The organism is Mesorhizobium sp. LSHC412B00 (genome assembly GCF_000503035.1).
GTDB lineage: Bacteria > Pseudomonadota > Alphaproteobacteria > Rhizobiales > Rhizobiaceae > Mesorhizobium.
Genome location: NZ_AYWB01000012.1, coordinates 24,524 through 47,972, shown reverse-complemented (window position 1 = coordinate 47,972; position 23,449 = coordinate 24,524). Strand labels below are relative to the sequence as shown.

General features: G+C 63.7%; 26 protein-coding genes and 1 riboswitch. Of the genes, 13 read left to right on the top strand and 13 right to left on the bottom strand.

Features of this window, described 5'->3' with window-relative positions:
* Positions 1–69: 69 nt before the first annotated feature.
* The 3 genes from ftsE to X757_RS144255 all read left to right on the top strand — a co-directional run bounded on the left by ftsE (position 70) and on the right by X757_RS144255 (position 2,564).
* Positions 70–729, top strand: coding sequence for a cell division ATP-binding protein FtsE (gene ftsE / locus X757_RS144245; protein WP_023685344.1), 660 nt, complete (start codon positions 70–72; stop codon positions 727–729).
* Positions 722–1,711 carry an ABC transporter permease gene (locus X757_RS144250; RefSeq protein WP_023704319.1) on the top strand — a complete coding sequence of 330 codons (990 nt, stop codon included), beginning with the start codon at positions 722–724 and terminating at the stop codon, positions 1,709–1,711. The genes ftsE and X757_RS144250 overlap by 8 nt, the downstream gene beginning before the upstream one ends.
* 133 nt (positions 1,712–1,844) lie before the next feature.
* Positions 1,845–2,564, top strand: coding sequence for a YdcF family protein (locus tag X757_RS144255; RefSeq protein WP_023673311.1), 720 nt, complete (start codon positions 1,845–1,847; stop codon positions 2,562–2,564).
* A gap of 98 nt (positions 2,565–2,662) precedes the next feature.
* Here the strand turns inward: X757_RS144255 and X757_RS144260 are convergent, their stop codons facing one another.
* On the bottom strand, positions 2,663–3,295 hold the full coding sequence (locus X757_RS144260; protein ID WP_023673310.1) for a pyridoxamine 5'-phosphate oxidase family protein: 633 nt from the start codon (positions 3,293–3,295) through the stop codon (positions 2,663–2,665).
* 114 nt (positions 3,296–3,409) lie between these two features.
* Between X757_RS144260 and X757_RS144265 the strand changes: the two genes are divergently transcribed.
* Together X757_RS144265 and X757_RS144270 are read left to right on the top strand one after the other, a co-directional pair.
* Positions 3,410–4,315, top strand: coding sequence for a LysR family transcriptional regulator (locus X757_RS144265; protein ID WP_023685345.1), 906 nt, complete (start codon positions 3,410–3,412; stop codon positions 4,313–4,315).
* A gap of 115 nt (positions 4,316–4,430) precedes the next feature.
* Positions 4,431–5,240 carry a 1-acyl-sn-glycerol-3-phosphate acyltransferase gene (locus X757_RS144270; RefSeq protein WP_023726967.1) on the top strand — a complete coding sequence of 270 codons (810 nt, stop codon included), beginning with the start codon at positions 4,431–4,433 and terminating at the stop codon, positions 5,238–5,240.
* A gap of 69 nt (positions 5,241–5,309) precedes the next feature.
* On the opposite strand, the gene X757_RS144275 is transcribed toward X757_RS144270, so the two are convergent.
* The 3 genes from X757_RS144275 to X757_RS144285 form a co-directional block, all read right to left on the bottom strand.
* A complete protein-coding gene (locus X757_RS144275; RefSeq protein ID WP_023685346.1) occupies positions 5,310–5,924 on the bottom strand; it encodes a LysE family translocator in 615 nt (204 codons plus the stop codon).
* Positions 5,925–6,007: 83 nt separating this feature from the next.
* Positions 6,008–6,955, bottom strand: a complete 948-nt coding sequence (locus X757_RS144280; protein ID WP_023685347.1) for an aldo/keto reductase — start codon at positions 6,953–6,955, stop codon at positions 6,008–6,010.
* A gap of 163 nt (positions 6,956–7,118) precedes the next feature.
* Complete coding sequence (locus X757_RS144285) at positions 7,119–7,652, bottom strand: gamma-glutamylcyclotransferase (RefSeq protein WP_023673305.1); 534 nt, start codon at positions 7,650–7,652, stop codon at positions 7,119–7,121.
* Between the two features lie 123 nt (positions 7,653–7,775).
* Between X757_RS144285 and X757_RS144290 the strand changes: the two genes are divergently transcribed.
* Entirely contained in the window at positions 7,776–8,774 is a 999-nt protein-coding gene (locus tag X757_RS144290) for a DUF2125 domain-containing protein (RefSeq protein ID WP_023685348.1), read from the top strand.
* A 124-nt stretch (positions 8,775–8,898) separates the two neighbouring features.
* Entirely contained in the window at positions 8,899–9,822 is a 924-nt protein-coding gene (locus X757_RS144295; RefSeq protein ID WP_023685349.1) for a sugar kinase, read from the top strand.
* Positions 9,823–9,829: 7 nt separating this feature from the next.
* Here X757_RS144295 and X757_RS144300 read toward each other — a convergent pair whose 3' ends face one another.
* Entirely contained in the window at positions 9,830–10,765 is a 936-nt protein-coding gene (locus tag X757_RS144300; protein ID WP_023685350.1) for a prephenate/arogenate dehydrogenase family protein, read from the bottom strand.
* 4 nt (positions 10,766–10,769) lie between these two features.
* On the bottom strand, positions 10,770–11,879 hold the full coding sequence (gene hisC / locus X757_RS144305; protein WP_023726966.1) for a histidinol-phosphate transaminase: 1,110 nt from the start codon (positions 11,877–11,879) through the stop codon (positions 10,770–10,772).
* 126 nt (positions 11,880–12,005) lie between these two features.
* A riboswitch (SAM riboswitch) is annotated at positions 12,006–12,083 on the top strand.
* Between the two features lie 60 nt (positions 12,084–12,143).
* On the opposite strand from hisC, the gene X757_RS144310 reads away from it, so the two are divergent.
* A complete protein-coding gene (locus X757_RS144310; RefSeq protein ID WP_023685352.1) occupies positions 12,144–13,313 on the top strand; it encodes a homoserine O-acetyltransferase in 1,170 nt (389 codons plus the stop codon).
* Positions 13,310–13,924: a methionine biosynthesis protein MetW gene (gene metW, locus X757_RS144315; RefSeq protein ID WP_023726965.1), complete on the top strand. Its 615-nt coding sequence runs from the start codon at positions 13,310–13,312 to the stop codon at positions 13,922–13,924. Before X757_RS144310 ends, metW begins: the two co-directional genes overlap by 4 nt.
* Before the next feature lie 7 nt (positions 13,925–13,931).
* On the opposite strand, the gene X757_RS144320 is transcribed toward metW, so the two are convergent.
* Positions 13,932–14,252, bottom strand: coding sequence for a DUF1330 domain-containing protein (locus X757_RS144320; RefSeq protein ID WP_023694041.1), 321 nt, complete (start codon positions 14,250–14,252; stop codon positions 13,932–13,934).
* 247 nt (positions 14,253–14,499) lie between these two features.
* On the opposite strand from X757_RS144320, the gene X757_RS144325 reads away from it, so the two are divergent.
* The gene (locus tag X757_RS144325; RefSeq protein WP_023673297.1) at positions 14,500–15,435 is read left to right on the top strand and encodes a glycosyltransferase family 2 protein; all 936 of its coding nucleotides are present in this window, start codon (positions 14,500–14,502) and stop codon (positions 15,433–15,435) included.
* A gap of 51 nt (positions 15,436–15,486) precedes the next feature.
* Here the strand turns inward: X757_RS144325 and X757_RS144330 are convergent, their stop codons facing one another.
* The 3 genes from X757_RS144330 to X757_RS144340 all read right to left on the bottom strand — a co-directional run bounded on the left by X757_RS144330 (position 15,487) and on the right by X757_RS144340 (position 19,080).
* Positions 15,487–16,275 (bottom strand): DUF1194 domain-containing protein, encoded by a 789-nt coding sequence (locus X757_RS144330; protein WP_023699382.1) that lies wholly within the window; start codon positions 16,273–16,275, stop codon positions 15,487–15,489.
* A 64-nt stretch (positions 16,276–16,339) separates the two neighbouring features.
* Positions 16,340–18,160, bottom strand: a complete 1,821-nt coding sequence (locus tag X757_RS144335; protein ID WP_023726964.1) for an ABC transporter ATP-binding protein/permease — start codon at positions 18,158–18,160, stop codon at positions 16,340–16,342.
* A gap of 137 nt (positions 18,161–18,297) precedes the next feature.
* Complete coding sequence (locus X757_RS144340) at positions 18,298–19,080, bottom strand: class I SAM-dependent methyltransferase (RefSeq protein WP_023670688.1); 783 nt, start codon at positions 19,078–19,080, stop codon at positions 18,298–18,300.
* Positions 19,081–19,198: 118 nt separating this feature from the next.
* Here X757_RS144340 and gloB point away from each other — a divergent pair, with 118 nt between their 5' ends.
* Positions 19,199–19,966: a hydroxyacylglutathione hydrolase gene (gloB, locus tag X757_RS144345; protein WP_023726963.1), complete on the top strand. Its 768-nt coding sequence runs from the start codon at positions 19,199–19,201 to the stop codon at positions 19,964–19,966.
* Positions 19,967–19,986: 20 nt separating this feature from the next.
* The gene (locus X757_RS144350) at positions 19,987–20,412 is read left to right on the top strand and encodes a cupin domain-containing protein (RefSeq protein ID WP_023701384.1); all 426 of its coding nucleotides are present in this window, start codon (positions 19,987–19,989) and stop codon (positions 20,410–20,412) included.
* On the opposite strand, the gene X757_RS144355 is transcribed toward X757_RS144350, so the two are convergent.
* The 3 genes from X757_RS144355 to X757_RS144365 are packed head-to-tail and all read right to left on the bottom strand — an operon-like array spanning position 20,409 to position 22,812.
* The gene (locus X757_RS144355; RefSeq protein WP_023699113.1) at positions 20,409–21,083 is read right to left on the bottom strand and encodes a lysoplasmalogenase family protein; all 675 of its coding nucleotides are present in this window, start codon (positions 21,081–21,083) and stop codon (positions 20,409–20,411) included. The two genes, X757_RS144350 and X757_RS144355, sit on opposite strands and share 4 nt — an antisense overlap.
* Entirely contained in the window at positions 21,080–21,967 is an 888-nt protein-coding gene (locus X757_RS144360) for a DMT family transporter (RefSeq protein WP_023699112.1), read from the bottom strand. Before X757_RS144360 ends, X757_RS144355 begins: the two co-directional genes overlap by 4 nt.
* Before the next feature lie 44 nt (positions 21,968–22,011).
* Positions 22,012–22,812: a DUF3108 domain-containing protein gene (locus tag X757_RS144365; protein ID WP_023699111.1), complete on the bottom strand. Its 801-nt coding sequence runs from the start codon at positions 22,810–22,812 to the stop codon at positions 22,012–22,014.
* A gap of 259 nt (positions 22,813–23,071) precedes the next feature.
* On the opposite strand from X757_RS144365, the gene rpmB reads away from it, so the two are divergent.
* On the top strand, positions 23,072–23,368 hold the full coding sequence (rpmB, locus tag X757_RS144370) for a 50S ribosomal protein L28 (protein ID WP_023670682.1): 297 nt from the start codon (positions 23,072–23,074) through the stop codon (positions 23,366–23,368).
* Positions 23,369–23,449 lie beyond the last annotated feature (81 nt).

Here is a 23,449-nt window from a genome sequence, read left to right as displayed (position 1 = left end):
CATGGCGGCCGATGGTCGTTGGACAGAAAGGGCTGGCACGCCGCCGCCACACACCTCAGGTCGTCGCACGTGATCCGCTTCGAAAATGTCGGCCTCCGCTATGGCATGGGTCCGGAAATCCTCCGCGACATCTCCCTGCACATTCCGGAGAGCTCCTTCCAGTTCCTGAGCGGGCCCTCCGGCGCCGGCAAGACGACGCTGCTGCGCCTTCTGTTCATGTCGCTGAAGCCGACACGCGGGCTGATCACCATCTTCGGCAAGGACCGCTCGCGCATCTCGCGCGCTGAACTGCCGCATCTCAGGCGCCGCATCGGCGTGGTGTTCCAGGATTTCCGCCTGCTCGACCACATGACCACCTATGAGAATGTCGCTCTGCCGCTGCGCGTGCGCGGCCGCGAGGAAGCGAGCTACCGCACCGACGTCACCGAACTTTTGAAATGGGTTGGCCTGGGCGAGCGCATGCATGTGCTGCCGCCGGTCCTTTCGGGTGGCGAAAAGCAGCGCGCGGCAATCGCCCGGGCCTTGATCGAACAGCCCGAAATCCTGCTTGCCGACGAGCCGACCGGCAATGTCGACCCGCCGCTGGCGCGCCGGTTGCTCAGGCTGTTCATTGAGCTCAACCGGCTCGGCACCGCGGTGGTGATCGCCACTCACGATCTCGGCCTGATGGAGCAGGTCGACGCGCGCCGCATGATCCTGGCCGGCGGAAGGCTGGATATTTATGACTGAGCTATCGGCCGAACAGCTGCATGAAGACGCCGCCGAGCCCGCGACGACGACGCAGCGCGTCCACCGCCGCATGGCGCCGATCGTGCCGGCGCAGAATATTGCCGGCCGCGCCTTGGTGCTGGTCATCGCCATCATGACCTTCCTGTCCTGCCTGACTTTCGGCGCCGTCACGCTGGTGCGCGACACTGCCTCGGTCTGGGAAAACCAGATCTCGCGCGAGGCGACGATTCAGATCAAACCGGTCGACGGCCTCGACATGGAGGCAGCCCTTGCCCAGGCCTCGCAGATCGTCGGCGAATTCCCCGGCGTGAAGGAAACCCGGATCATCGATCGCGACGCCACCGCGCGTCTGTTGGAGCCATGGCTGGGCTCGGGCCTGAATATCGACGAATTGCCGGTGCCGCGCCTGATCATCGTCACCATCGACGAGACCAGTCCGCCCGACTTTAGCGCCATCCGTGCGGCGCTCACGCCCAAGCTGCCGAGTGCTTCGCTCGACGATCACCGTACATGGGTCGACCGGCTGGTCGCCATGGCCCGCACCACGGTCACCATCGGCATCGCCGTGCTGGTCCTGATGCTGTCGGCGACGGTGCTGACCGTAGTGTTTGCGACGCGCGGCGCTATGGCGGGTAACGGCCATATCATCGAAGTGCTGCATTTCGTCGGCGCCGAGGCGCGCTTCATCGCGCGCGAATTCCGCTGGCATTTCCTGGTCACCGGCATGAAGGGCGCGGCCGCCGGCGGCGCAGCCGCGATCCTGGTTTTCATCGTCTTTTCCTGGTGGTCGTCGCGCAACATGGCAACGCCGCAGGCCGACCAGGCCACCGCTTTGTTCGGCAATTTCGCCATCGGATCGGCAGGCTATCTCGGCGTCGGCCTGATGGTGCTGGTGATCGGCGGACTGACGGCGGCGACCTCGCACGCCACCGTCGTCGCCTATCTCAGCGACATCGATGTCCGCCAGCCGGATGCGGGGTGAACCGTGAGGGCAGAAGCGAAAACAGTTCGGGGGCAAGGACAGGAATGGAAGGGACGATCACGGATCGAAAACCGACGTAACGCAATGTGCGCTTTTTTCCTTACCAAAAAGGCATTTCAGGATTAACCATAGGATGATGAACGCGCGGGAGTCGACCGGAACGGCTGGACAGATGCCAGTGGTGCGTTTGCGTGTGCGTACCGGGCTGGGCCGTTTGCGCACCGCCCTGCGTCTCGCCTCCCTCTGTCTACTGCTGCTGGTGGCCCTGTTTGCCGGTGGCTTCGGCTGGTTCGCCAGCAAGGTCAGCCACATGACGACCCCGACCAACCCAGCCAAGGCCGATGCGATCATCGTCTTGACCGGCGGTCAGGCCCGCCTCGACGCAGCACTCGATCTGCTTGCCTCCGGCAAGGGCGAGCGGCTGCTGATCTCAGGCGTGCATCCCTCTGCCAGCCGCCGCCAATTGCAGGCTGCTACCGGCGGCGACAAGGCGCTGTTTTCCTGCTGTGTCGACATCGACCGCGCCGCGCTCGACACGATCGGCAATGCCGAGGAAAGCGCTAAATGGGTGGAGAGCCACGCCTATGGCAGCGTCATCCTCGTCACCAACAATTACCACATGCCGCGCAGCCTGCTCGAGATGGGCCGCCTGCTGCATGGCGCCAGGCTTGAACCCTATCCGGTGGTCAACACCAATCTGGACAATGGCGACTGGCTGACCAAGCCGGAAGCGCTACGCGTGCTTCTGACCGAATACAGCAAATACCTGCTGGCGCTTGCGCGCGGCGTCGTCCCGGTCCGCCAGACTGCCGACAGCGTCGCACTGGCCGAGGTTTCGACCGCCAAGGACTAAAGCAATTCCAGGAAAAGTGTGTAGCGGTTTCCCCGGGAAAAGCACGTACGCTTTCCCTTGGGAATTGCGTCCAGACAGACGACTCTGACGGCGCTCGATTACCCCTTGGCCGTGCCGTCTTCCGCGCCACGCAGCCGCGCAATCTCCTGTTCGAGGCTTTCAATCCGCTTGTCGCGTTCGGCGAGTGCGGCCGCGACATCGGCGGCCTCGAATCGCTGCGGAATGTGTTGCGGGCAATTGGCATCCCAGGCCGAGACGGTGAACAAGATGACCTGCTCGGGGCGCGCCTTGTAGTCCTGCGGCATCAGCCTTGCCAGAAGCTCGGCATCGTCCTCGACGACGCGCGCCGTGCCCCAGATCTTGACGCGCTGGCGATGCGCATAGTCGATCAGGAACAGGAATGCCTGGTTGTTGTCGGCGAGATTCCCCTGCGTGATGAACTGCCTGTTCCCGGAGAAATCGGCAAAGCCGATGGTCTTCTCGTCCAGCACCTTGAGGAAGCCGGCTGGCCCGCCGCGATGCTGGATGTAGGGCTGACCCTCGCCATTTGCCGTCGACAGGAAGACGCTGGTCTGCGCCGCGATGAAGTCGGCGAGGTCGGGCGTCATATGGGCGCGCCATCCGCCGCGCTCCTCGGCGCTGGCATAGCCCTTGCGCGAACCTTTGCGGGTCTGGATCGCCTTGACCGTCGGCGTGAAGGCGACATCGCTGGTGAAAGTGTGAGCATTCATGGAAGCCTCCGCGAGGCCGAAACACGGCCATTGTACGCGAAGAGGTAGATCCTTCCATGTTTTGGATGTAGATGGCATAGTTGCAAGCTATCCTTCCAATTTCCGGAAGAAAGTATGGATCGTCTCGAAGCCATGTCGCTGTTCGTCGCCGCGGTGGAAGCGGGCAGCCTTTCCGCTGCCGGCCGCCATTTCGGCATTCCACTGGCAACGGTCAGCCGCAAGGTTTCCGACCTCGAAAAGCACCTTCAGGCGCGCCTGCTGAACCGTTCGACCCGGCAGCTCACGCTGACCGATGCCGGCCAGGCCTATCTCGCCGCCTGCCGCCGCATCCTCGGCGAGGTCGGCGAAGCCGAACGCACCGCTGCCGGCGAATACAGCACGCCGACCGGCGACCTGTTCATCACCGCGCCGGTCGTTTTTGGTCGCCTGCACGTGCTGCCTGTCGTCACCGAATTCCTGGCGGCTTATCCTCAAGTCAACATTCGCCTGACGCTGGCTGACCGGATAACCCAACTGGCGGAGGAACATCTCGACCTTGCCATCCGCATCGGCGAGCTTGCGCCTTCGAGCCTCATTGCCATCCGCGTCGGCGCGATCCGTCGCGTCGTGTGCGCCAGCCCCGCCTATATCGCCGCGCATGGCATGCCGCGGACGCCGGACGATCTGGCCGCGCATGAATGCATCAGTTTCGAAGGGCCTGCAGCGCTCGCCAGCTGGAGCTTTGCCGGCGACAAGGGCGAACTGATCGTGCCGATCCACTCACGGCTGCGCGTCAACACGGCGGAAGCTGCAATCGATGCCGCGATTGCAGGCGCCGGGATGACGCGGGTGCTCTCCTACCAGATCGCGGACGCAGTACGTTCCGGCGTGCTCGTCCCGGTCTTGCGACCCTTCGAGCCGCAGCCGTGGCCGGTGAGCCTCGTCCATGCCGGCCAAGGCCTGCTGGCGGTGAAACTAAGGGCGTTCCTCGATTTCGCCGCTCCGCGGCTGAAGCAGCGGCTGTTGCAGGCGACGTGGTGAGTTGAGACTGGCTTGAGTCAGTGGCGAGCCGGCCTATGTCAGGCCATTGCGGCGTTTCCTTTTTGCCCGCGCTTGGTGTAACCAACGCACACCTCCTCAACGGGCCCTTCCCCGCATGCTCTATATCCGCTCGCTGGCGTTCAACTTCGTCTTCTATGTCAATCTGATCGTCCAGATGGTCCTCTGGACCCCTTACTACTTCCTCTCGCCACGCCATCGCGCCTGGTTCGTGCCGAAATTCTGGTCGCGCACCAGCCTGTGGCTCTACGACAAGATCGCCGGCACCAGGAGCGACATCACCGGCGTCGAGAACCTGCCGGAGGGCTCTTTCATCCTGGCGCCGAAACACCAGTCGTTTTGGGACGCGATCGCTTTCTTTCCCTTCCTCCACGATCCGCTTTATATCCTGAAGCGCGAGCTGACCTGGATCCCCTTCTTCGGCTGGTACATCCTGAAGATGCGGATGATCCCGGTTCACCGCGGCAGCCGCTCCAAGGCGTTGAAGCAGGTCGTTGCATCGACAAAGCAGGAGATGGGGCGCAATCCGCGCCAGCTGATTATCTACCCCGAAGGCACGCGCCGAGCGCCAGGCGACGAGCCGGCTTACAAATACGGCATTGTCGAGCTCTATACGCGGCTTGGCGTCCCGGTGGTACCGGTCGCCCATGTCGCCGGCCTCTATTGGCCTCGCCGCAAATTTTTGCGCTTTCCCGGCACCATCAAGGCCCGCTTCCTGCCGCCGATCCCGCCCGGGCTCGGCAAGGACGAATTCATGGACCGGCTGATCGGCGATACGGAAGCCGCCTGCGACCAGCTGCTGATCGAGGCATCGCAGGCTCCTAACCCGCCGCAAATGCCGCCGACGGCGGTCAAGCGGCTGGCCGAACTCGCCGCGGCCGCCAAAGCAATTCCAGGAAAAGTGTGAGCGGTTTTTTCCGTCCTGAATCGCGCCAAAACAAAAAAGACCAAAGCTTGATCTCTTCTGCGGGCCGGCTCAAGGCCACGCCGCCAGCGCCGTGGTCAGCACCAGCGTCGCCGCGAAGGCCAGATTGATGATCCGCGACGTCAGCGGCTGGCGCAGGGTGCGGGCGAAGGCCGCGCCGGCCAGCAGCCACAGCACATGGATGGCTACGATCATCAGGGTGAGAACCGCCAGCCTGGCCGGGATGCCGAGAGCTGCGGTCGCGGAGCCAGCAAGGACCGCAGCAATCGCCAGATAGGCTTTCGGGTTGGCAACGGCGAGCAGGAAGCCGCCGAGGAAGGTCGGCAGAACCGCGCTGCTGTCACGCGCGGCCAGCGGCGGCGCTGTCGCTATTCTGTAGGCGAGGTAGAGAATATAGGCGGCTGAAGCGACCGCCAGCACTGGCGCTACGCCCGGCATCGAGGTGAGGATAGCCTTGATGCCGGTGGCCACGACCAGCAGCACCGCGACCGTGCCTAAAATGATCCCCGATGTGTAGTGAAGCGAATTGCGCAGGCCGAAGGCGGCCCCTATCGCCGTGACGCTGATCGTCGCCGGGCCAGGACTGCCCATGACGACGGTTGCCGCCAGCACCAGCGCCAGCAATTGCTGCCAGGGCTGCGCCTGCGAAAGAATGTCTGCGGCCATGCTGCCTCTTCTCCACAATAATGGAGAACAGTGTGGCAAGGCGGACAGCCGTCGTCTTGAACGATCGTGCCGAACCTGCGCGGCTAGGCGCTGGCCTTGTCCAGCGCCACGAGATCCTCCGCGCTGAGCTTCAGCGATGCGGCGCGCACCAGGCTGTCGACCTGGTCCAGCGTCGTGGCGCTGGCGATCGGCGCAGTGATGCCGGGCTGCGCCATCACCCATGCGAGTGCTACTTCCGCCTGCTTGGCCGAATGGCGCGCCGCCACAGTGTCGAGTGCGGCCAGAATGCGCATGCCGCGCGCATTGAGATAAGCCTTCACGCCGCCGCCGCGTTCACTTTTGCCGAGATCGGCCTCGCTACGGTATTTGCCGCTCAAAAACCCCTTGGCGAGACTGAAATAGGTGATGACGCCGATATCCTCGGCCACGCACACATCATGCAGCGGCCCGTCGAAGGATGAGCGATCGTAGAGATTGTATTCCGGCTGCAGCACGCTGTAGCGCGGCAGCCCGCGCAGGCTGGCAACATCGAGCGCGGCGCGCAGCTGGCCGGCGTCGAGATTCGAGGCGCCGATATGGCGGACCTTGCCGGCAGCGAGCAGCTTCTGGTAGGCGCCGAGCGTCTCTTCATAAGGCGTGGTCGGGTCCGGCCAGTGCGACAAATAGAGGTCGATGACATCGGTCTGCAGTCGCTTGAGCGACGCCTCGACTGCCCTTTCGATATGGGCAGCGGACAGATCCTTCTTGCCTTGTCCCATATCCGAGCCGACTTTGGTGATGACGATGATCTTGTCACGGTTGCCGCGGCTTTTCATCCATTTGCCGATGATGGTCTCGGACTCGCCGCCCGCGTGGCCGGGCACCCAGCGCGAATAGGCATCGGCAGTATCGATAGCGTTGAGGCCGGCGCCGCCGAACCGGTCGAGCAGGTCGAAGGAGGTCTTCTCGTCCGCGGTCCAGCCGAAGACATTGCCGCCCAGGACCAGCGGCGCGATGGAAAGGTCGGTTTGACCGAGACGGCGTTTTTGCAAGACGGGGCTCCGTGGGCTGGCGGCGGGCGACCCGAATGCTTCGGGCCGCAGCTAAGCTAGGTCTCGCCGCGCCGAGGTCAAAGGCCTCAGCCAATTTTCCAGCGGGCCAGCGCTTCACAAAGGCGCGAGCGCTTCGCCTGCAGGCTCGCCGTGGTCCACTGGCTCACGAGGCGATCCGCTTCGCCACCTCTTCCAGCCAGTGGTCGCTGATACCCAGCGCCGCGAGATGCTGCAGCGTGTTGAGCACATAGTCCTCGTTGTTTCCGGACTGGCCGACGGCGCCACGGATAACACCTGCCGCATGCGCGGGGTCGAGCCCGCCGGCATACTGCTCATGCTGGCGGTCGACGATATAGGCAACCGCTTTCACTCTCTCTCCCGCGGCCGCCCCATTCCCGTCGAGGCTGATATCGAGCACACGCTCGAGGTAGACGCTGGTCACCAATTCGCGCTCGCGCAGATAGGTCAGCACCTCATCGCGCAGCTCGCCGGGCACGCGAAAGGCCAGCCCGATGCAGGAGCCGCCACGGTCGAGGCCTAGCACCAGGCCCGGCCGCTGGCGCGTGCCGCGATGCACGAAGGAATAGACGCAGAGCGACCGGCGGTAGCCGTAAAGCCGCGCGCGCCGTGTCTCGACATGGGCGAATCCCGGTCGCCAGATCAGCGAGCCGTAGCCAAAAACCCAAAAATCACCCATATCGCCAAGCCTGATTGTACGAGAGTGACGCCGCCGCATCGGAATCGGTGCTCTTCTGTTCTTTTTGCTTTTGCGTAAGCCACAGTCCACCCGCAACACGCCCGCGTTAATGAAAGCCGCAGCATGACGTCAAGTGACGAGCGTCCGTCGAAGTTTCGCCGCCGGCTGATGTGGCTCGCTGCCTTGCTCGTTATGCTGTTCGGCGTCTACAGCGCAGTCTGGTTCTATGTCGCCGGTCGCGTCAGCAGCGAAGCCGACAAGGCGGTGGCCTCGCTCAAGGACAAAGGCATCGAGGCCGGCTGCGCCAACCTCACCGTCAGCGGCTACCCCCTGAGTTTTGCCATCTCCTGTGACAATCTGGCTTACGAGGACGACGCCAGGAACGTTGCCGCCTCGGCAGGCAGCTTCAACTTCGTTGCAGAGCTCATCCGGCCGTTGTCGCCTGCCGCCGAGTTGCGTGGGCCGCTGCGCACCTCGGTGCCGGGGATGGCGCCGCTATGGATCGACTGGGACAATCTGCAGGCCAATGCCAAGCTCTTCTGGCCCCTGCCCCGGAGCATTTCGCTGCAGGCGGAGAGCTTGTCCGGCCAGACGGATCCGGCCGACGACACTGATCCGGTTTCACTGTTCAGCGCCGGAACCGCGGCGGGCGAGTTGCGGCCCGACGGCCAGGACATCGGCTACGTCGGCAGCTTCACCGATCTTGAGATCGACGCCGACGCGATCGGCGGGCGCGTGCTGCCGCCGCTCGACGGCAGCGGCGACGCGACGCTGAAGAACGGCGTCGCGCTGATGAAGACGCAGGCCAGGAGCCTGCGCGGCCAGGCGGCCGACATCCACAAGCTCGATCTGTCGTCGGGAACCGCGCGCATCACCGTCTCCGGCCCGGTGTCGGTCGACGCCAACGGCCTGGTCAATGCCGACCTGACGATCAAGCTGCAGGATCCCAAAGCCGTGGCGGCAATCCTCGCCACCGCAATCCCCGAGCAGAAGAGCCAGATCGAGCAAGGCTTTGCCGGTCTGGCGCTGCTCGGCAACGAACCGTCGATGCCGCTCAAGGTGGTGAAGGGCAAGGTCTCGCTCGGCTTCATTCCGCTGGGCAAGATCAAGCCGCTCGATTAGAGCAATTCCAAGAAAAGTGTAAGCGGTTTTCCGTCCGGAATTCCGTTAAAACAAAGAGATAGAGCATGATCGCAAAGAGCGGGAACGGCTTTTGGGGAGAGATCATGCTCGAGCAAGCCGACGCATGAACCGACCGGTGAAACTGCTGAGCGTTGGCGCGCTGACGCTGGATACCATCCTGCGCGTCGAAACCCTGCCCACGCATCAGGGCAAGTTCATCGCCTCGGACGGCATCCAGATCGCCTCGGGCATGGCGACAAGTGCTGCCTGCGCCGCCCGCCGTCTCGGCGCCGAGGTGTTCCTGTGGGCAAGTGCAGGTGACGATGCCGTCGGCGACCAATTGCTGGCCGGCATCGAGGCCGAGGGCGTCGATTGCGGCTTTGTCCGCCGCGTCGAAGGCGCCCGCTCGGCGCTGGCCGCGATCCTGGTCGACGCTCATGGCGAGCGCATCATCGTGCCCTTCTACGACCCAAAGGCGCAGGCCGACCCCGAGGCGGTGCCTGTCGCCGATCTTTCCGGCTTCGATGCCGTGCTGGTCGATGTGCGCTGGCCGGGCGCCGCCGCTCTTGCCTTGACCGCCGCGCGCGACGCCGGTTGCCCGGCAATCCTCGACGCCGACACGGCGCCGCTGGAGGTGCTGGAGCATCTGTTGCCGCTGGCGTCGCACATCGTCGCTTCGGAGACGGCTGCACGCATTGTCTGCGGCCACGCGCTGGATCCCGAAACCGCCTGCGCCGACCTCGCCAGCCGCACAGACGCCTTCGTGGCGGTGACCGGCGGCGCCTCGGGAAGCTGGTGGCATGACCGGTCCGCCGGATGCGTGCGCCACATCGCGGCGCCGAAGGTCAAGGCGGTCGACACGCTGGCCGCCGGCGACGTTTTCCACGGCGCCTTTGCCGTTGGACTTGCTGAGGCCATGTCGGTCGAGCACGCGTTGCGCTTTGCCAGCGCGGCGGCCGCGCTCAAATGCCAGCGCTTCGGCGGCCGGCTGGGCGCGCCGGACCGGGCCGAGACAATGGCCATGGTCGCGGCGACCTGGCCCGTCTGAAACAGATTTAACTTTTCACCGGGTGCTCGACCGCCTGCCGGCCGAAATCCGGCACGTCGATATCCTGGCCGGCCTCGATGATCGAACGGCGAACGGCCCGGGTGCGGGTGAACAGGTCGAACAGCTTGTCGCCGTCGCCCCAGCGGATCGCCCGCTGCAGCGAGGCGAGGTCCTCCGAAAAGCGCGCCAGCATTTCCAGGATGGCATCCTTGTTGTGCAGGCACACGTCGCGCCACATGGTCGGGTCGGAGGCGGCCAGACGGGTGAAGTCGCGGAAACCGGAAGCCGAATATTTGATCACTTCCGACTTGGTCACCGATTCCAGATCGTCGGCCGTGCCGACGATGTTGTAGGCAATGATGTGCGGAAGATGCGAAACGATGGCCAGCGTCATGTCATGATGCTGCGGGTCCATCGAGTCGATGTTGGAGCCGCAGCGCCGCCAGAATTCCGACAGCTTTTCCAGCGCGGCCGGATCGGTTCCCGGCAGCGGCGTGAAGATGCACCAGCGGTTTTCGAACAGGTCGGCGAAACCCGCATCCGGGCCCGATTTCTCCGTACCTGCCAGCGGGTGCCCCGGAATAAAGTGCACGCCGTCCGGTACATAGGGCTGCATTTGCGCAATGACGGAGGCCTTGGTCGAACCGACATCGGTGAGGATGGCGCCCTTTTTCAGCCCCGGCGCGATCTCTTGCGCCACCTCGCCCGACGATCCCACAGGCACCGAGACGATGATCAGGTCGGCGTCGCGGACCGCTTCCCTGGCGCCGGTGGTGTAGCTCTCGCCAAGACCGAGCTCCTTCGCCCGCGCCAGCGTGGCCGGGCTGCGCGTCGCGATGGCGACATGGCGGGCCAGGCCCTCGCGGCGGATAACGCGGGCCAGCGACGAGCCGATCAGGCCGATGCCGACCAGCGCGATCTTTTCAAACATCGGTGATGTCATTGTTTCAGCTTTTCAGGAACGTCGTGAGGGCGTCGATAACGCCGCGATTGGCTTCTTCGGTGCCGACGCTCATGCGCAGCGCATTGGGAAAGCCATAGCCGGTAACGCGCCGCAATATATAGCCGCGCTGGGTGAGGTAGTCGTCCGCCGCCTCAGCCGAATGCTTCTTGTCGTCGGGAAAGTGGATGAGGACGAAATTGCCGACGCTGGGCGTCACCCTGAGCCCAAGCTTCGTCAGCTCTTCATTCAGCCAGGTAAGCCAGGTCTCGTTGTGCAACGAACTGCGCTCGACATGGGCGCGGTCGCGGATGGCGGCAATGCCGGCCTCGATCGCTGTTGCGTTAACGTTGAAAGGGCCGCGGATACGGTTGATGGCATCGACGATGTGCAGTGGGCCATACATCCAGCCGATGCGCGCGCCGCCAAGGCCGAGCTTGGAGAAGGTGCGGGTCATGACCACATTCTGTGCGCTGCCCGCCAGCTCGATGCCGGCCTCGTAGTCATTGCGCCTGACATATTCGGCATAGGCCGCGTCGAGCACCAGAAGCACGTTGCCCGGGAGCGTGGAATGCAGGCGGCGGACCTCCTGGAACGGCAGATAGGTGCCGGTCGGATTGTTGGGATTGGCGAGGAAGATGATTTTGGTCCGCGGCGTCACCGCGGCCAGGATCGCGTCGACGTCGGCGCGCTCCTCGGTTTCCTTCACAGCAACCGGCTTGGCCCCCGCCGACTGAATGTAGATCTTGTAGACCATGAAGGCATGTTCGGTAAAAATCGCCTCATCGCCTGGCGCCAGATAGGTCTGCGCCAGCAGGCCCAAAATCTCGTCGGAACCGTTGGAGCAGATGATGTTTGCCGGGTTGAGGCCATGCACCTCGGCGATCGCCTCGCGCAGCCGGCGGGCGGTGCCGTCGGGATAGACATCGAGCTTGCCAGCCACTTCGCGCGCGGCCTCGATCGCCTTCGGCGACGGGCCGAGCGGGTTCTCGTTCGACGACAATTTATGGACCTTGGCGACGCCGGCCGGTGCCGTGCTCTTGCCCGGCACATAGGCGTCGATGTCCATAATGCCCGCGCGGGGCGTCGGCCGTGCCTTGTCCGCTGTCTTGTCCATGTCGCAAATCCATCGAGAATGCCTCCGTCCGGAGGCCGCAGCGGAAATACAAGCCGTAGCCGCGAATGTCGAGAGGCGGGCAATAGCTGGCCGTTGACGCCGGGCCGCACGAGTTCTAGAAGAACGCAACAGTTCCGTGGTGATTTGGCCGGTCGGCTTGCAGCCACGTTAAACAACTCGCTAAAGGGCCGTTTGCGTGACGTAACCGGCTTTGCGATCGCACTGCCGGTTTTTTATTGCCTGACGGCGGGCAAGGAGAGTCACATGGCCGCGCTCCGCGCTACAAAAACCAACAACGAGGCCGACAACCCGTCGAGCCCTGTGTTGCGTTTTGGCCCTGACAAGCCGCTGAAGCTCGACGCCGGCACGCTTTTGTCGCCGTTCCAGATCGCCTACCAGACATATGGCGCCCTCAACGATGCCCGCACCAACGCCATCCTGGTCTGCCACGCGCTGACCGGCGACCAGCATGTCGCCAGCACCAATCCGGTGACCGGCAAGCCCGGCTGGTGGGAAGTGCTGATCGGTCCCGGCAAGATCATCGACACCAACCGCTTCTTCGTCATTTGCTCCAACGTCATCGGCGGCTGCCTCGGCTCCACGGGTCCGGCCTCGACCAATCCCGCCACCGGCAAGCCCTACGGCCTCGACCTGCCAATCATCACCATCCGCGACATGGTGCGGGCGCAACTGATGCTGGTCGACCATTTCGGCATCGAAAAGCTGTTTTGCGTGCTCGGCGGCTCGATGGGCGGCATGCAGGTGCTGGAATGGGCATCGTGCTATTCCGAGCGCGTCTTCTCGGCCCTGCCGATCGCCACAGGCGCACGCCATTCCTCGCAGAACATCGCCTTCCACGAGGTCGGCCGGCAGGCCGTCATGGCCGATCCGGACTGGCATGGCGGCAAATATTTCGAGCACGGCAAGCGCCCGGAAAAGGGGCTCGCCGTGGCGCGCATGGCCGCCCACATCACCTATCTGTCGGAAGCCGCCCTGCATCGGAAATTCGGCCGCAATCTGCAGGACCGCGAAGCGCTGACCTTCGGTTTCGACGCAGATTTCCAGATCGAAAGCTATCTGCGCCACCAGGGCATGACATTCGTCGACCGCTTCGACGCCAACTCCTACCTCTACATGACCCGTTCGATGGATTATTTCGACCTCGCCGCCGACCATGGCGGCCGGTTGGCAGATGCCTTTGCCGGGACCAAGACCCGCTTCTGCCTGGTGTCCTTCACCTCGGACTGGCTGTTCCCGACCGAGGAGAGCCGCTCGATCGTGCATGCGCTCAACGCCGCCGGCGCCTCCGTCTCCTTCGTCGAGATCGACACCGACCGCGGCCATGATGCCTTCCTGCTCGATGAACCCGAACTGTTTGCCGCCATCAAGGGCTTCATCGGCTCGGCGGCCCGCGCAAGGGGGCTCGCCTCATGAGCGTCAATGGCAGCCAGCGCGTCGACCTCGAAGTCGTGGCCAACCTGATACCGACGCAGTCGCGGGTGCTCGATGTCGGCTCCGGCGACGGCCTGCTGCTCGAACTCCTGCAGGAGACCAAGCAGGTCGACGGCCGCGGGCTGGAGCTGTCACAGCGCGGCGTCAATGAATGCGTGGCGCGCGGTCTCTCGGTCATCCAGGGCGATGCCGATACCGACCTCGAATTCTATCCAGACAAGGGTTTTGACTTCGTCGTCCTGTCTCAGACGCTGCAGGCGACCCGCAACCCGAAGCTGGTGCTCGACGAGCTGCTGCGAATCGGCAACCGCGCCATCGTCTCCTTCCCCAATTTCGGCCACTGGCGGGTGCGGCTGTCGCTGTTCGTCAATGGCCGGATGCCGGTGACCGCGGACCTGCCCTATTCCTGGTACGACACGCCCAACATCCATTTCTGCACCATCCGCGACTTCGTCAATCTGGTCGAGGAACTCGGCGCTTCGGTCGAGAAAGCCACCGCGCTCGACGGCAACGGCCAGAAGATCGGACTGTCGATGCCATGGTGGTTCTGGAATTTCTTCGGCCAGCAAGCGGTGTTCTTGCTGAAGCGGTAGTTTGCCCCTATTCCAGCACGTCCGTCGCCTTGTGCGGGTGCTGAACGCCATCGGCGATGATCACATCGGCGTGGGAGTTGTCGGTGCGCAAGGCCAGAATCTCCCGATAGGCTGATGAATCGTACCAGCCCCACGCATGCGCCCTGTCCGGAAACTCGATGACGATCAGATGCCCGGGCCATTCGTTTTCGACCACGTCCATGTCGCCGCCGTGGACAAGGAAGCGGCCGCCGAACGGCTCCAATGTGGCGTCGATCCTCTGCAGATACTCGACAATCTGCGGGCCCATTGTGACTTGACGCATATGGGCGACGGCGTAGGCGGCCACGGCTGAACTCCCTGTGAGATCGAAGCCCGACGACCGGCTTCGTTGGCGCAATCTGCAGACATGATGGCCATCGGTCGATTACGTCTGGGGTAATCGGCCGGCTTACGGCGTCCTGGCTCAACAGTTTGTGATGACATTGCCGCTGGTTTTTTGTAGCGTCGAATCGAATGCCATCCCGGGGTAAGGCTTGGACGGCGACCATCAAAACCTCCGGCCTCCAGGCATTTCGGGGCACAATCGAAGCAACATGTCCAAGGCAACCGACCTCGCTCCGCTGATCTCGGTGATCACACCGACGCACAATCGCCGCAGCAAGGTGGTGCGCGCCGTGGAGAGCGTGCTGGCGCAGAATTTTCCCCGGTTCGAACACATTGTCGTCGATGACGGCTCGACCGACGGTACGGCAGCCGCACTTGCCGAAATCCGCGATCCACGGCTGATCTATGTTGGCTCGAAATGGCGCGGCGCCAATGCCGCCCGCAATGCCGGCATCGAGCGGGCGCAGGCGCCGGTGGTGACATTCCTCGATTCCGACGACGTCTATTTGCCGGATCGCCTGGCGCGGACGCTGGAGCAGTTCGACAACAATCCCTCACTCGAAGTGCTGATCAGTTCCTTCGTGTCGCTGAAGGGCAATCGCCGCACCAACTGCGTCAACCGCGAGGCGCTGCTGAGCCGCGACTCGCTGGAGCGGGCCCTTGTCGCGCAGACCATCTTCATTGCCGGGTCGGCAATCACCGCCCGGCGCGAGTCGCTGCTGGCCATCGGCGGCTACGACAGTGACGTCACGCGCATGCAGGATCGCGAATTGTTGCTGCGCTTTGCCCGTCGCAGCGGCGCGCAGCTGTCCGAAGTGATCGACTGGAAAAAGTACAACTCGGAGAATTCGATCTCCGGTCGCCGGGACGGCTATGTCGAAGCCTATGCGAGCTTGATCGACAAGCACCCCTATATCGCCGACCGCTACCCCTACATCCCGCCTTACATGATCGCCCGGCAGCTCATCGCCGATGCACTCAAGGGCAGGGTTTCGCAGGCGTTCTCCGGCTATATGGCCAACCGGTCGTCGAAGGCGCTTGGCTATTCGCTGCCGCAGCTGTTGCGTGGCTATGTCGGCGGCCGGCGCTGGCGCCGCGATCTCTATGCCGAATTTCGCGACAAATACGGTGCACGGCCGGCCTGAAGTTTGCCGACAAGCCGCGCAGCGGCTTTCCCCTCCGAACTGCCTCAAACCTCATTTGTCGAGTTCCGGCAGATATGGGTCGGAATATAGCCGCCGGTCGCGTTCGCCCTGTAGGCAGTCCATGGGTGCGGCGGCATCGATCGGGACCACGGTCGCATCGGCGATGCCGCTCACCTCCAGGATCAGCTTGCGGCGTATGGCGGTGGCGAATTCCGAGGCCGCATAGATCGGCAACACGAAGGAGCCTGGCCCACCGGTGACGCAGTCGTCATAATACTGGTCGAGATGGCTGAACGTCGGCGACGGGCTGATCAGGATCGGCAGGCCGTTGATGACGATGCCCTTGGCCACCGCCGCATCGCGTGTCGTGGCGACGGGCAGCCCGGTGTTGTTGGGACCGTCGCCGGAAATGTCGATGACGCTGCGTGGCGCATCGAACCCCGTGCCCTCAAACAGCCCGGCGCCGAAGGCAAGCGCACCGGAAATCGAGGTGCCGCGAAAGCTGCGGAACGGCCGCGCTTCTATTCTGTCGGCGAAGGCGTTGGCGCTCTCTGCGCTGTCGATCACCTGCCAGGCGATGACGCCATCCTCGCGCACGACGCCCGCCCATTCGAAATAGGCAAGCGCGATGCGCCCGGTGGTTCCCGAGCGCACGGCCTTGATGAAATCGGGATGCCTGAGCGCCTCGACATAGCCAGCGCGCTGCAGCGCGAACTCCCTCTCGTCCATCGACTGTGAGATGTCGACGGCCAGCACCAGTTCGACATCCACGGCATCGGCCGGGGCAGCCACGGGCGTGGTGCAGGCAAGGCAGGCAAGCAGGCTGAGCGCATCGAGCATGGCCGCACCACGGATGTTTCGACCCGTGAATCTTCGCCGCGATCGCGGCGAAATAAAGCCCCTTCTACTTCTTTCGCCGCACGGCCGCTTTCGACGGCGGGTCGATGGCGCCGGTCCTGACTCGGGCGGGTTTCAGTGGCGCAGCACCCGTATCCTTCACGATGTTCAATGCGCGTGGAAAGAAATGACCATTGTGCAGTCCGCGCCCGATGTTGAGGATCGCGGTTTCCGGCAGGCGTTTCTCCAGCATGGACAGTACCCTTCGCAGCGAAGGACCATCGAACGCGTCCATCGCTTCGTCGATGATCACCCATTTCGGCTGCCGCAAGGCCAGCCTGGCGAAGGCCAGCGACCGCTGTTCGTCATCGTTGAGTTCACGCTCCCAGCGTGCGGAACGGTCGAGCGAGGATGACAGCCGCTCGAGGCCGACCTCGGCCAGCACCGCCCCAAAATCAGCATCGCCAGCCGGCGCCGAGCCATTCGGATGCAGCACTTCGCGTAACGTGCCGGCAGGAAAATACGGAACACGCGGCACGAAAATCGGCGTTTCTCCGGCCGGCAAGCCGATCCGCCCGCTGCCCCAGGGCCAAAGGCCGGCAATGGCGCGGAAGAACAATGTCTTGCCGGCGCCTGGGTCGCCGGTGATCATGACGCGCTCACCGGGATGGATCTCGACATGGCTGTCTGAAAGTTTGGTGCAGCCCTCCGGCGAGGCCACTTGGAGCTTCTCGAAGGTCAGGCTGCTATTGGCGTTATCGCCGAATTCGATGCGCTTTTCCTTGTCGTGCAACACATCGGTTTCATCGAGCGCAATGCGGAAGTCGGCAACGCGCATCAGCGTGGCGCGCCAGTCGGCGATGCCGCCGATATTGTTGATGAACCAGCGCAGCGACGAGTGCACCTGGTTGAAGGCGCCGACCGCCATCATCAAGCCGCCAAAGCTGATATCGCCTGAAAAATAGACCGGCGATGCCACAAGGATCGGCGCCACCACGGTGATCCAGCCATAGGTATCGGTCACCCAGGAAAGGTTGATCTGCGCTTTGTAGATGTTTCGCATCGCGCCCAGCACCGTGCCAAGGTCGATTTCGAGCCGTCTCTTGGCATCGGCTTCGCCGTGATAGAGCGCGATGGCGTCGACATTCTCGTTGACGCGCACCATCCCGGAACGCAGCTCGGCCTCGCGGGTGTAGCGGTCGCTGTTGAGGCGGATCAGCGGCCGCCCGACCAGCCAGCTCAGCCAGGAGGCGATGCCGGCATAGAGGAACGCGGCCCAGACCATGTAGCCCGGTATCGCCAGCGACCAGCCGTTGATGTGGAAGACGAAGCCCGACGAGAGTTGCCAAAGCACGCCGACGAACGACACCAGCAGGATGAAGGATTGCAGCAGGCCGACGCCGAGGTCCGTCGACAGATCGGACAGATGCGCGGCATCCTGCTGCATGCGCTGGTCGGGATTGACGCCGATGGCGCCGGCATTGGCGAGCCGGAAGGCCCGCGCCGGCCGCATCCATTGGTCGATCAGGTCGAGCGTCAGCGCCTCGCGCAGCTTCAGCCGGATCATCTGGTTGAGCCAGGTCTGAGCGATGTTGAGCAGGAGCAGCGTGCCGGCAATCACGGCAAAGATCATCAGCTGATGCAGGAAGGCCGCCATGTCGCGACGCGCCAGCGCATCGTAGAAAGGCTGGTTCCAGCGGTTGAGCAGAACCTGGCCGATCGACGTGGCGACGATGACCGCCATAATGCCGACCGACGTCCAGACCAGCCACTTGCGCACCGGTGAGCCTATCAGCGCCCGTTTGATCGTCGCCACCTGATCGCGCAGGCTGCTGGCTTCGACGGTTACCGGCTGAGCGGTGGCGGACTTGTCCGGTTGATCAGCCATGCACGAGGTCCTTGCGTTCAGAAGCGTTGCTGAAACCAGATGGAGATACCTGAAGGCATCCGCCGCTCAAACGGACCGCGAATGCATCTGCGACAGATAGGTGGGAAAAACCCACGCAACACCAGTTTTCATGATGATCACGAAGGTGTCACCTGACGCGTCGTCGATGTCACCCCTTCCGCCCGGCGGCCAAGCCGCGTCGCACCGTGCGGTGACAGTACCGGCACGAAGACACGGCGCGAGGCGCGCTGCGCGACCGGCACGCCCTGATAGAGCCGCTTCTGCGCCTCGACCACGATGACGCCGGAAAAGATCGGCCAGAACCGCCGGCCGGCGCGCTCCAGCACATTGTGGAACCGCATCATGAAGCGCCGCGGCGATGGCGGGAAGAACAGCGCGTCGGACCAGGAAGCCGGTGTGAAATTCGCCTCGCGCAGCAATTCTGTCAGCTGGCCGCGCGAGAACGGCCGGCCATTGCCGAACGGCGTGTGCTCGAACCGCGCCCAGACACCGCGCCGGTTGGGCACGACGATGACGACGCGCCCTGCCGGCGACAGCACCCGCCAGATCTCGTTCAGCGTCTCGCGCGGGTTTTCGACATGTTCAAGCGAATGCACGAGCAGCATGCGGTCGATGCAGGAATCGACCAGCGGCAATTCCTCGTCGAAGACCAGCGCCGTAGCCGTCGGCCCGTTCGCCGGCCAGACGACGGCGCCTTGCGTGGCAGGCATGAAGGCAAACACCCGCTCGGCATCGGTGCCGAACCGCTCCAGCCACGGCAAGGTATAGCCGAGCCCGACCAGCCGCTCGTTGGGCACTGTTGCCCATATTGAGGACAGCGCCATGGTGATCGAGCGTTCAGCCAGGCGGCCGAGCGTGGTCGAATAGAAGGAGCGGAGATCGACGATATCGGAATGCATGCGCGGGACGGTAGCTGCGATGCCGCCCAAGTTCAACAAAGCCGGCACGTTCTGCAAAGCTAGAGTGACATCGGCGGCCAAGCGCCCTATGTCTGCGCCAACTAATGGAGAGATGCCAATGCCCGTCGAAATCGAACAGTTCATGTGCCGCAGCGACAATTTCGGCGTGCTGGTGCATGACCCGAAAAGCGGCGAGACCGCCATTATCGACGCGCCCGAAGAAGCGCCGATCATTGCCGCGATCGAGCGTACCGGCTGGAAGCCGACGATGATCCTGACCACCCACCACCATGTCGACCATGTCGAGGCCAATCTGGCGCTGAAGGAGCGCTTCAAGCTGCGCATCGTCGGACCGGAGGCTGAAAAGGAAAAGATCCCTGGCATCGACGAGACAGTCGGGCAAGGCTCGGTCGTCCATCTCGGCGGCGAGCGGATCGATGTCATCGCCACGCCCGGCCACACTGCGGGCCATGTCTCCTATCATTTTCAGGCCTCGAAAGTGGCGTTCACCGCCGACACTTTGTTCGCGCTCGGCTGCGGCCGGCTGTTCGAATGCAAGCCGCCGGTGATGTATGAGTCGCTGAAGAAGCTCGCCGCACTCCCGGCGGACACGGTCATCTATTGCGGCCATGAGTATACGCTTTCGAACGCCCGCTTTGCGTTGACCGTCGACCCGACCAATTCGGCGCTCAGGGAACGCGCCGCCAAAATCGAGACCCTGCGCGCCGACAACAAGGCGACGCTGCCGACCACGATCGGCGAGGAATTGTCGACCAATCCGTTCCTGCGCTGGCACGACCCGGCGATCCGCAAGCATCTCGGTATGGAGGCGGCCCCGGACGCCGAAGTGTTCGCGGAAATCCGCAAGCGCAAGGACAATTTCTGAGCATCGTTCCGGGATCAGCCATGACCAGCGCCGCTGAAATCATCGCCACGCTCGGCCTCAAGCCGCATCCGGAAGGCGGCTGGTATGCCGAGACCTTTCGCGACGGCGCCGGGCGGGGCCATTCGACGGCGATCTATTTCCTCCTTGAACAGGACCAGATTTCGGCCTGGCACCGGGTCAAGGACGCGGCCGAGGTCTGGCATTTCCATGCCGGGGCGCCGCTGGCGCTGTCGATGTGCGAGGAAGGCAGTCCAAAGGTTAACCAGGTGATCGAGCAGGTGCTCGGCATTGAACTTGCGGCGGGCGAGCGGCCGCAGATCGTCGTGCCGGCCGGCTGGTGGCAATCGGCGCGCAGCCTCGGCGAATGGACGTTGGTCGGCTGCACCGTGGCGCCGGGCTTCGACTTCGCCGCGTTTGAAATGGCCGAGCCGGGCTGGCAGCCTTAGGCCAGAAGAAAACCAAGAGTTATGCAGAGCTGGGCGGCATAGTAGAGCACCCAGACCGCATAACGGATGCCGGCGCGATAGGGTGCTATTGCCGGAACCAGGAATTTCTCCGCGGCAAGCAGCCCGTCCGATGCCATGAACATAACAGCGCCGCCGATGACCCACGGATTGGCGAGCGTCAACGCCGAGATGCCCATCGCCAGAATGGCCGCGATATAGATGGCGATCGGCACCCGCAGGCCGGGACTGACACGGCGCCAGAGCGCCGCCAGCATCACGACTGCGAAGGCCGCCATGGCAAGCGCGATGGCGCCGCGCCATGTCTCGGTGCTGAGCACATCCAGCCCGCCGCCGCCGAGCAGGAAGAGCGGCACATAGAGGACATGCGCCGCAAGGAAGCTGGCCAGCCCGCCGAGGAAGGCCTTTTCGCCGTCACGCGACAGGAAGGCATCGCCGACGCCGCTGAGCAGCAGTGCGACGACGAGCAACAGCGGCCCACCTTGCATGAAGGCGAGTGCCGCAAGCATGGCCACGGCCAGCGTCTTTGCCGCCGAGCGGGCCAGCGTCGGCCGCATATCCAGGGTGAAGGCGTAGATCACTGCCGCCACCAGCGAAAAAATCAATGTTGCATTTGCGTTGGCGTCGATGCCGCCGGCAAACGGCATCGTCATGCGCTTGCCCCGCCAGTTGCCGCCTTGCGCAGGAACAACGATTTCGCCGCCAGCGCCGCGCCGCCGGTGATCAGTACGCAGGCAGCCAGGATACGCAGCGACGGCTCGGCAACGCCCGCCGCGATCAGCACCAATGTCGACAGCAGTGGCGCCGCATAGCTTGCCGCGCCGAGCACCTGGATGTTGCCGCGCTTTACGCCGATATCCCAGGCGTAGAAGGCCGCGCCCACCGGCATCAACCCCAAACCAAGCACCGCCAGCCACTGGCCGGGACCATCGGGCAGCACCGTCTTTTCCAGCAGAAGATGGCAGACGAGAGACAGGGCTGCCGTGGCGGCGCAGAACCAGGTGACGATCGAGGTCGGCACCGCCGGAAAGCGCCGCGACAGCAGCGAATAGGACGACCACAGCAGCGCACAGACGGCCGCCATCGCATAGCCGAAGGTGTAGCGAGCATCGAAGGCGAGGCCGCCACCCTTGGTGACGATCAGCACGGTCCCGGCGAGCCCGAGCAGCGCGCCGACGACATGGTTCCAGGCCAGCTTCTCGCCCGGCATCAGCGCTGATCCCAGCACGATCAGCAGCGGCCACAGATAGGCGATCAGGCTTGCCTCGACCGCCGGCGCGTTGCGCAGCGCGGTGAAATAGAAGAAATGGTAGCCGAACAGTCCGGCAATGCCGATCACCCAGACCTGGCGTGGGATCTTCAGGCTTTTATCGGTCGCCGGCATGAACAGCCGGGCAACCAGCCCGACTGCGGTGCCGATGGTGAAGGTGATGGCCGAGAGCAAGAATGGCGGCACGGCGCCCGACGCATCGGTGAGCAACGCCAGCAGCGCCCACATGGCGACCGCCGAGAAACCGATCAGTGTTGCGCGCCCCATGCCCGTCTCCGGCGACTCGCCCCATTCTATTCGGGTGGGCGCGTCTATTCAGTAGCTTCGAACCGCCCCGCGCTGACAGTCAAGGTGCCGATCTGCGTCCCGACCGTGGCGTGGATCGGCGCATATATGCCGGTTTGGCCGAGCGGTGCAAACGTCACCATCATCTGGCTCTTCTTCTTCAGGTAATTCAGCGCCTTGCGGCCCTTGCGGTAGCCTGCCACCGGCTCGAAGCTCATCTTGCAGGTAACGGTGTCGCCCTTGTAGCCCTTGACCGAGATCGATCCTTTCGAGGCGTAGGTCAGCGTCAGGTCGGCGCGCATCTCGCCGTCATAGAATTTCACCTTGCGCCCACAGACCTGGTCGAGGCTGTCGGCATGGATGACGGTAGCCGCCATCGGATCCAGCACCGATGCCAGATCGTTGCTGCCCAGCGGTATCCAGTTTTTGGGATTGCGCTTTTTCGGCTCGGGAATGACCTGGGTGGCGGTCACCGCGCCATTGGCAAAGCGGATATCGACCATGGAAGCCTTCTTGCCGGACTTATAATCGGCGCGAAATACCTGTGGCTGCATCTGCTTGCCCAGGATCTTGCCCTTTGACGATATCGTGCCGCTCGTGTCGTCGAACAAGGTGGCGAGACCGGCGCTGGAGACGGTGCCCTCTATGGAATAGCTATAGCCTTCGTAGTGGCTGGAAAATGTCGCCTTGGCCACGGAAAGGCCGAGGAACGACACCGTGTATTCGCCCTTGAAGGACTGTGCGGTGGCTGCGGGCGCGGCGGCAAGGGTTGATGTCGGCAAGGCGGCGACAAGTATGGCGACAACGGCATGTGACGGGCGAAGCATGGCGGGCTCGGTCCTTGATTTTTTTAACCGGAGGCGGGCGACTCCGGCTTGAGATGTCCCTGTCCGACCGCTTATAGGCTGAATTCCGGCCTTTATGTGAAACGCTCGTCACAGTCGTGGGTAAGCCGGAGCTTGACGCATTGGCGAAATGCAACTATGGAACGCCAACTTTTCCATAAGGCCGCCTGACTGAAACCGCGCGCCACCCGGCGCGGGCGAACAAGGTTTGGCAGGCTAGACAGAACTGAAGGTTAGAACCATGTCCCGCACCTGCGAACTCACTGCCAAGGCAGTCCAGACCGGCAACAATGTGAGCCACGCCAACAACAAGACCAAGCGCCGCTTCCTGCCGAACCTCGTCAATGTGACGCTGATTTCGGAAGCGCTGAACCAGAATGTGCGCCTGCGCATTTCGGCCAACGCGCTGCGTTCGGTCGAGCATCGCGGCGGCCTCGACGCCTTCCTGGCCAAGGCCGACGCCAAGGAATTGTCGCAGCGCGCGCGCCTGTTGAAGAAGCAGATCGCCAAGAAGCTGGCCGACCAGCCCGCCGCTTAACGATATCAAGGCGGGGGACGACCGCCCTGAGCATCGGAGCAATCCGGTGCTCAAAACTTCTAAGGCAGCAGCATCGGAGCA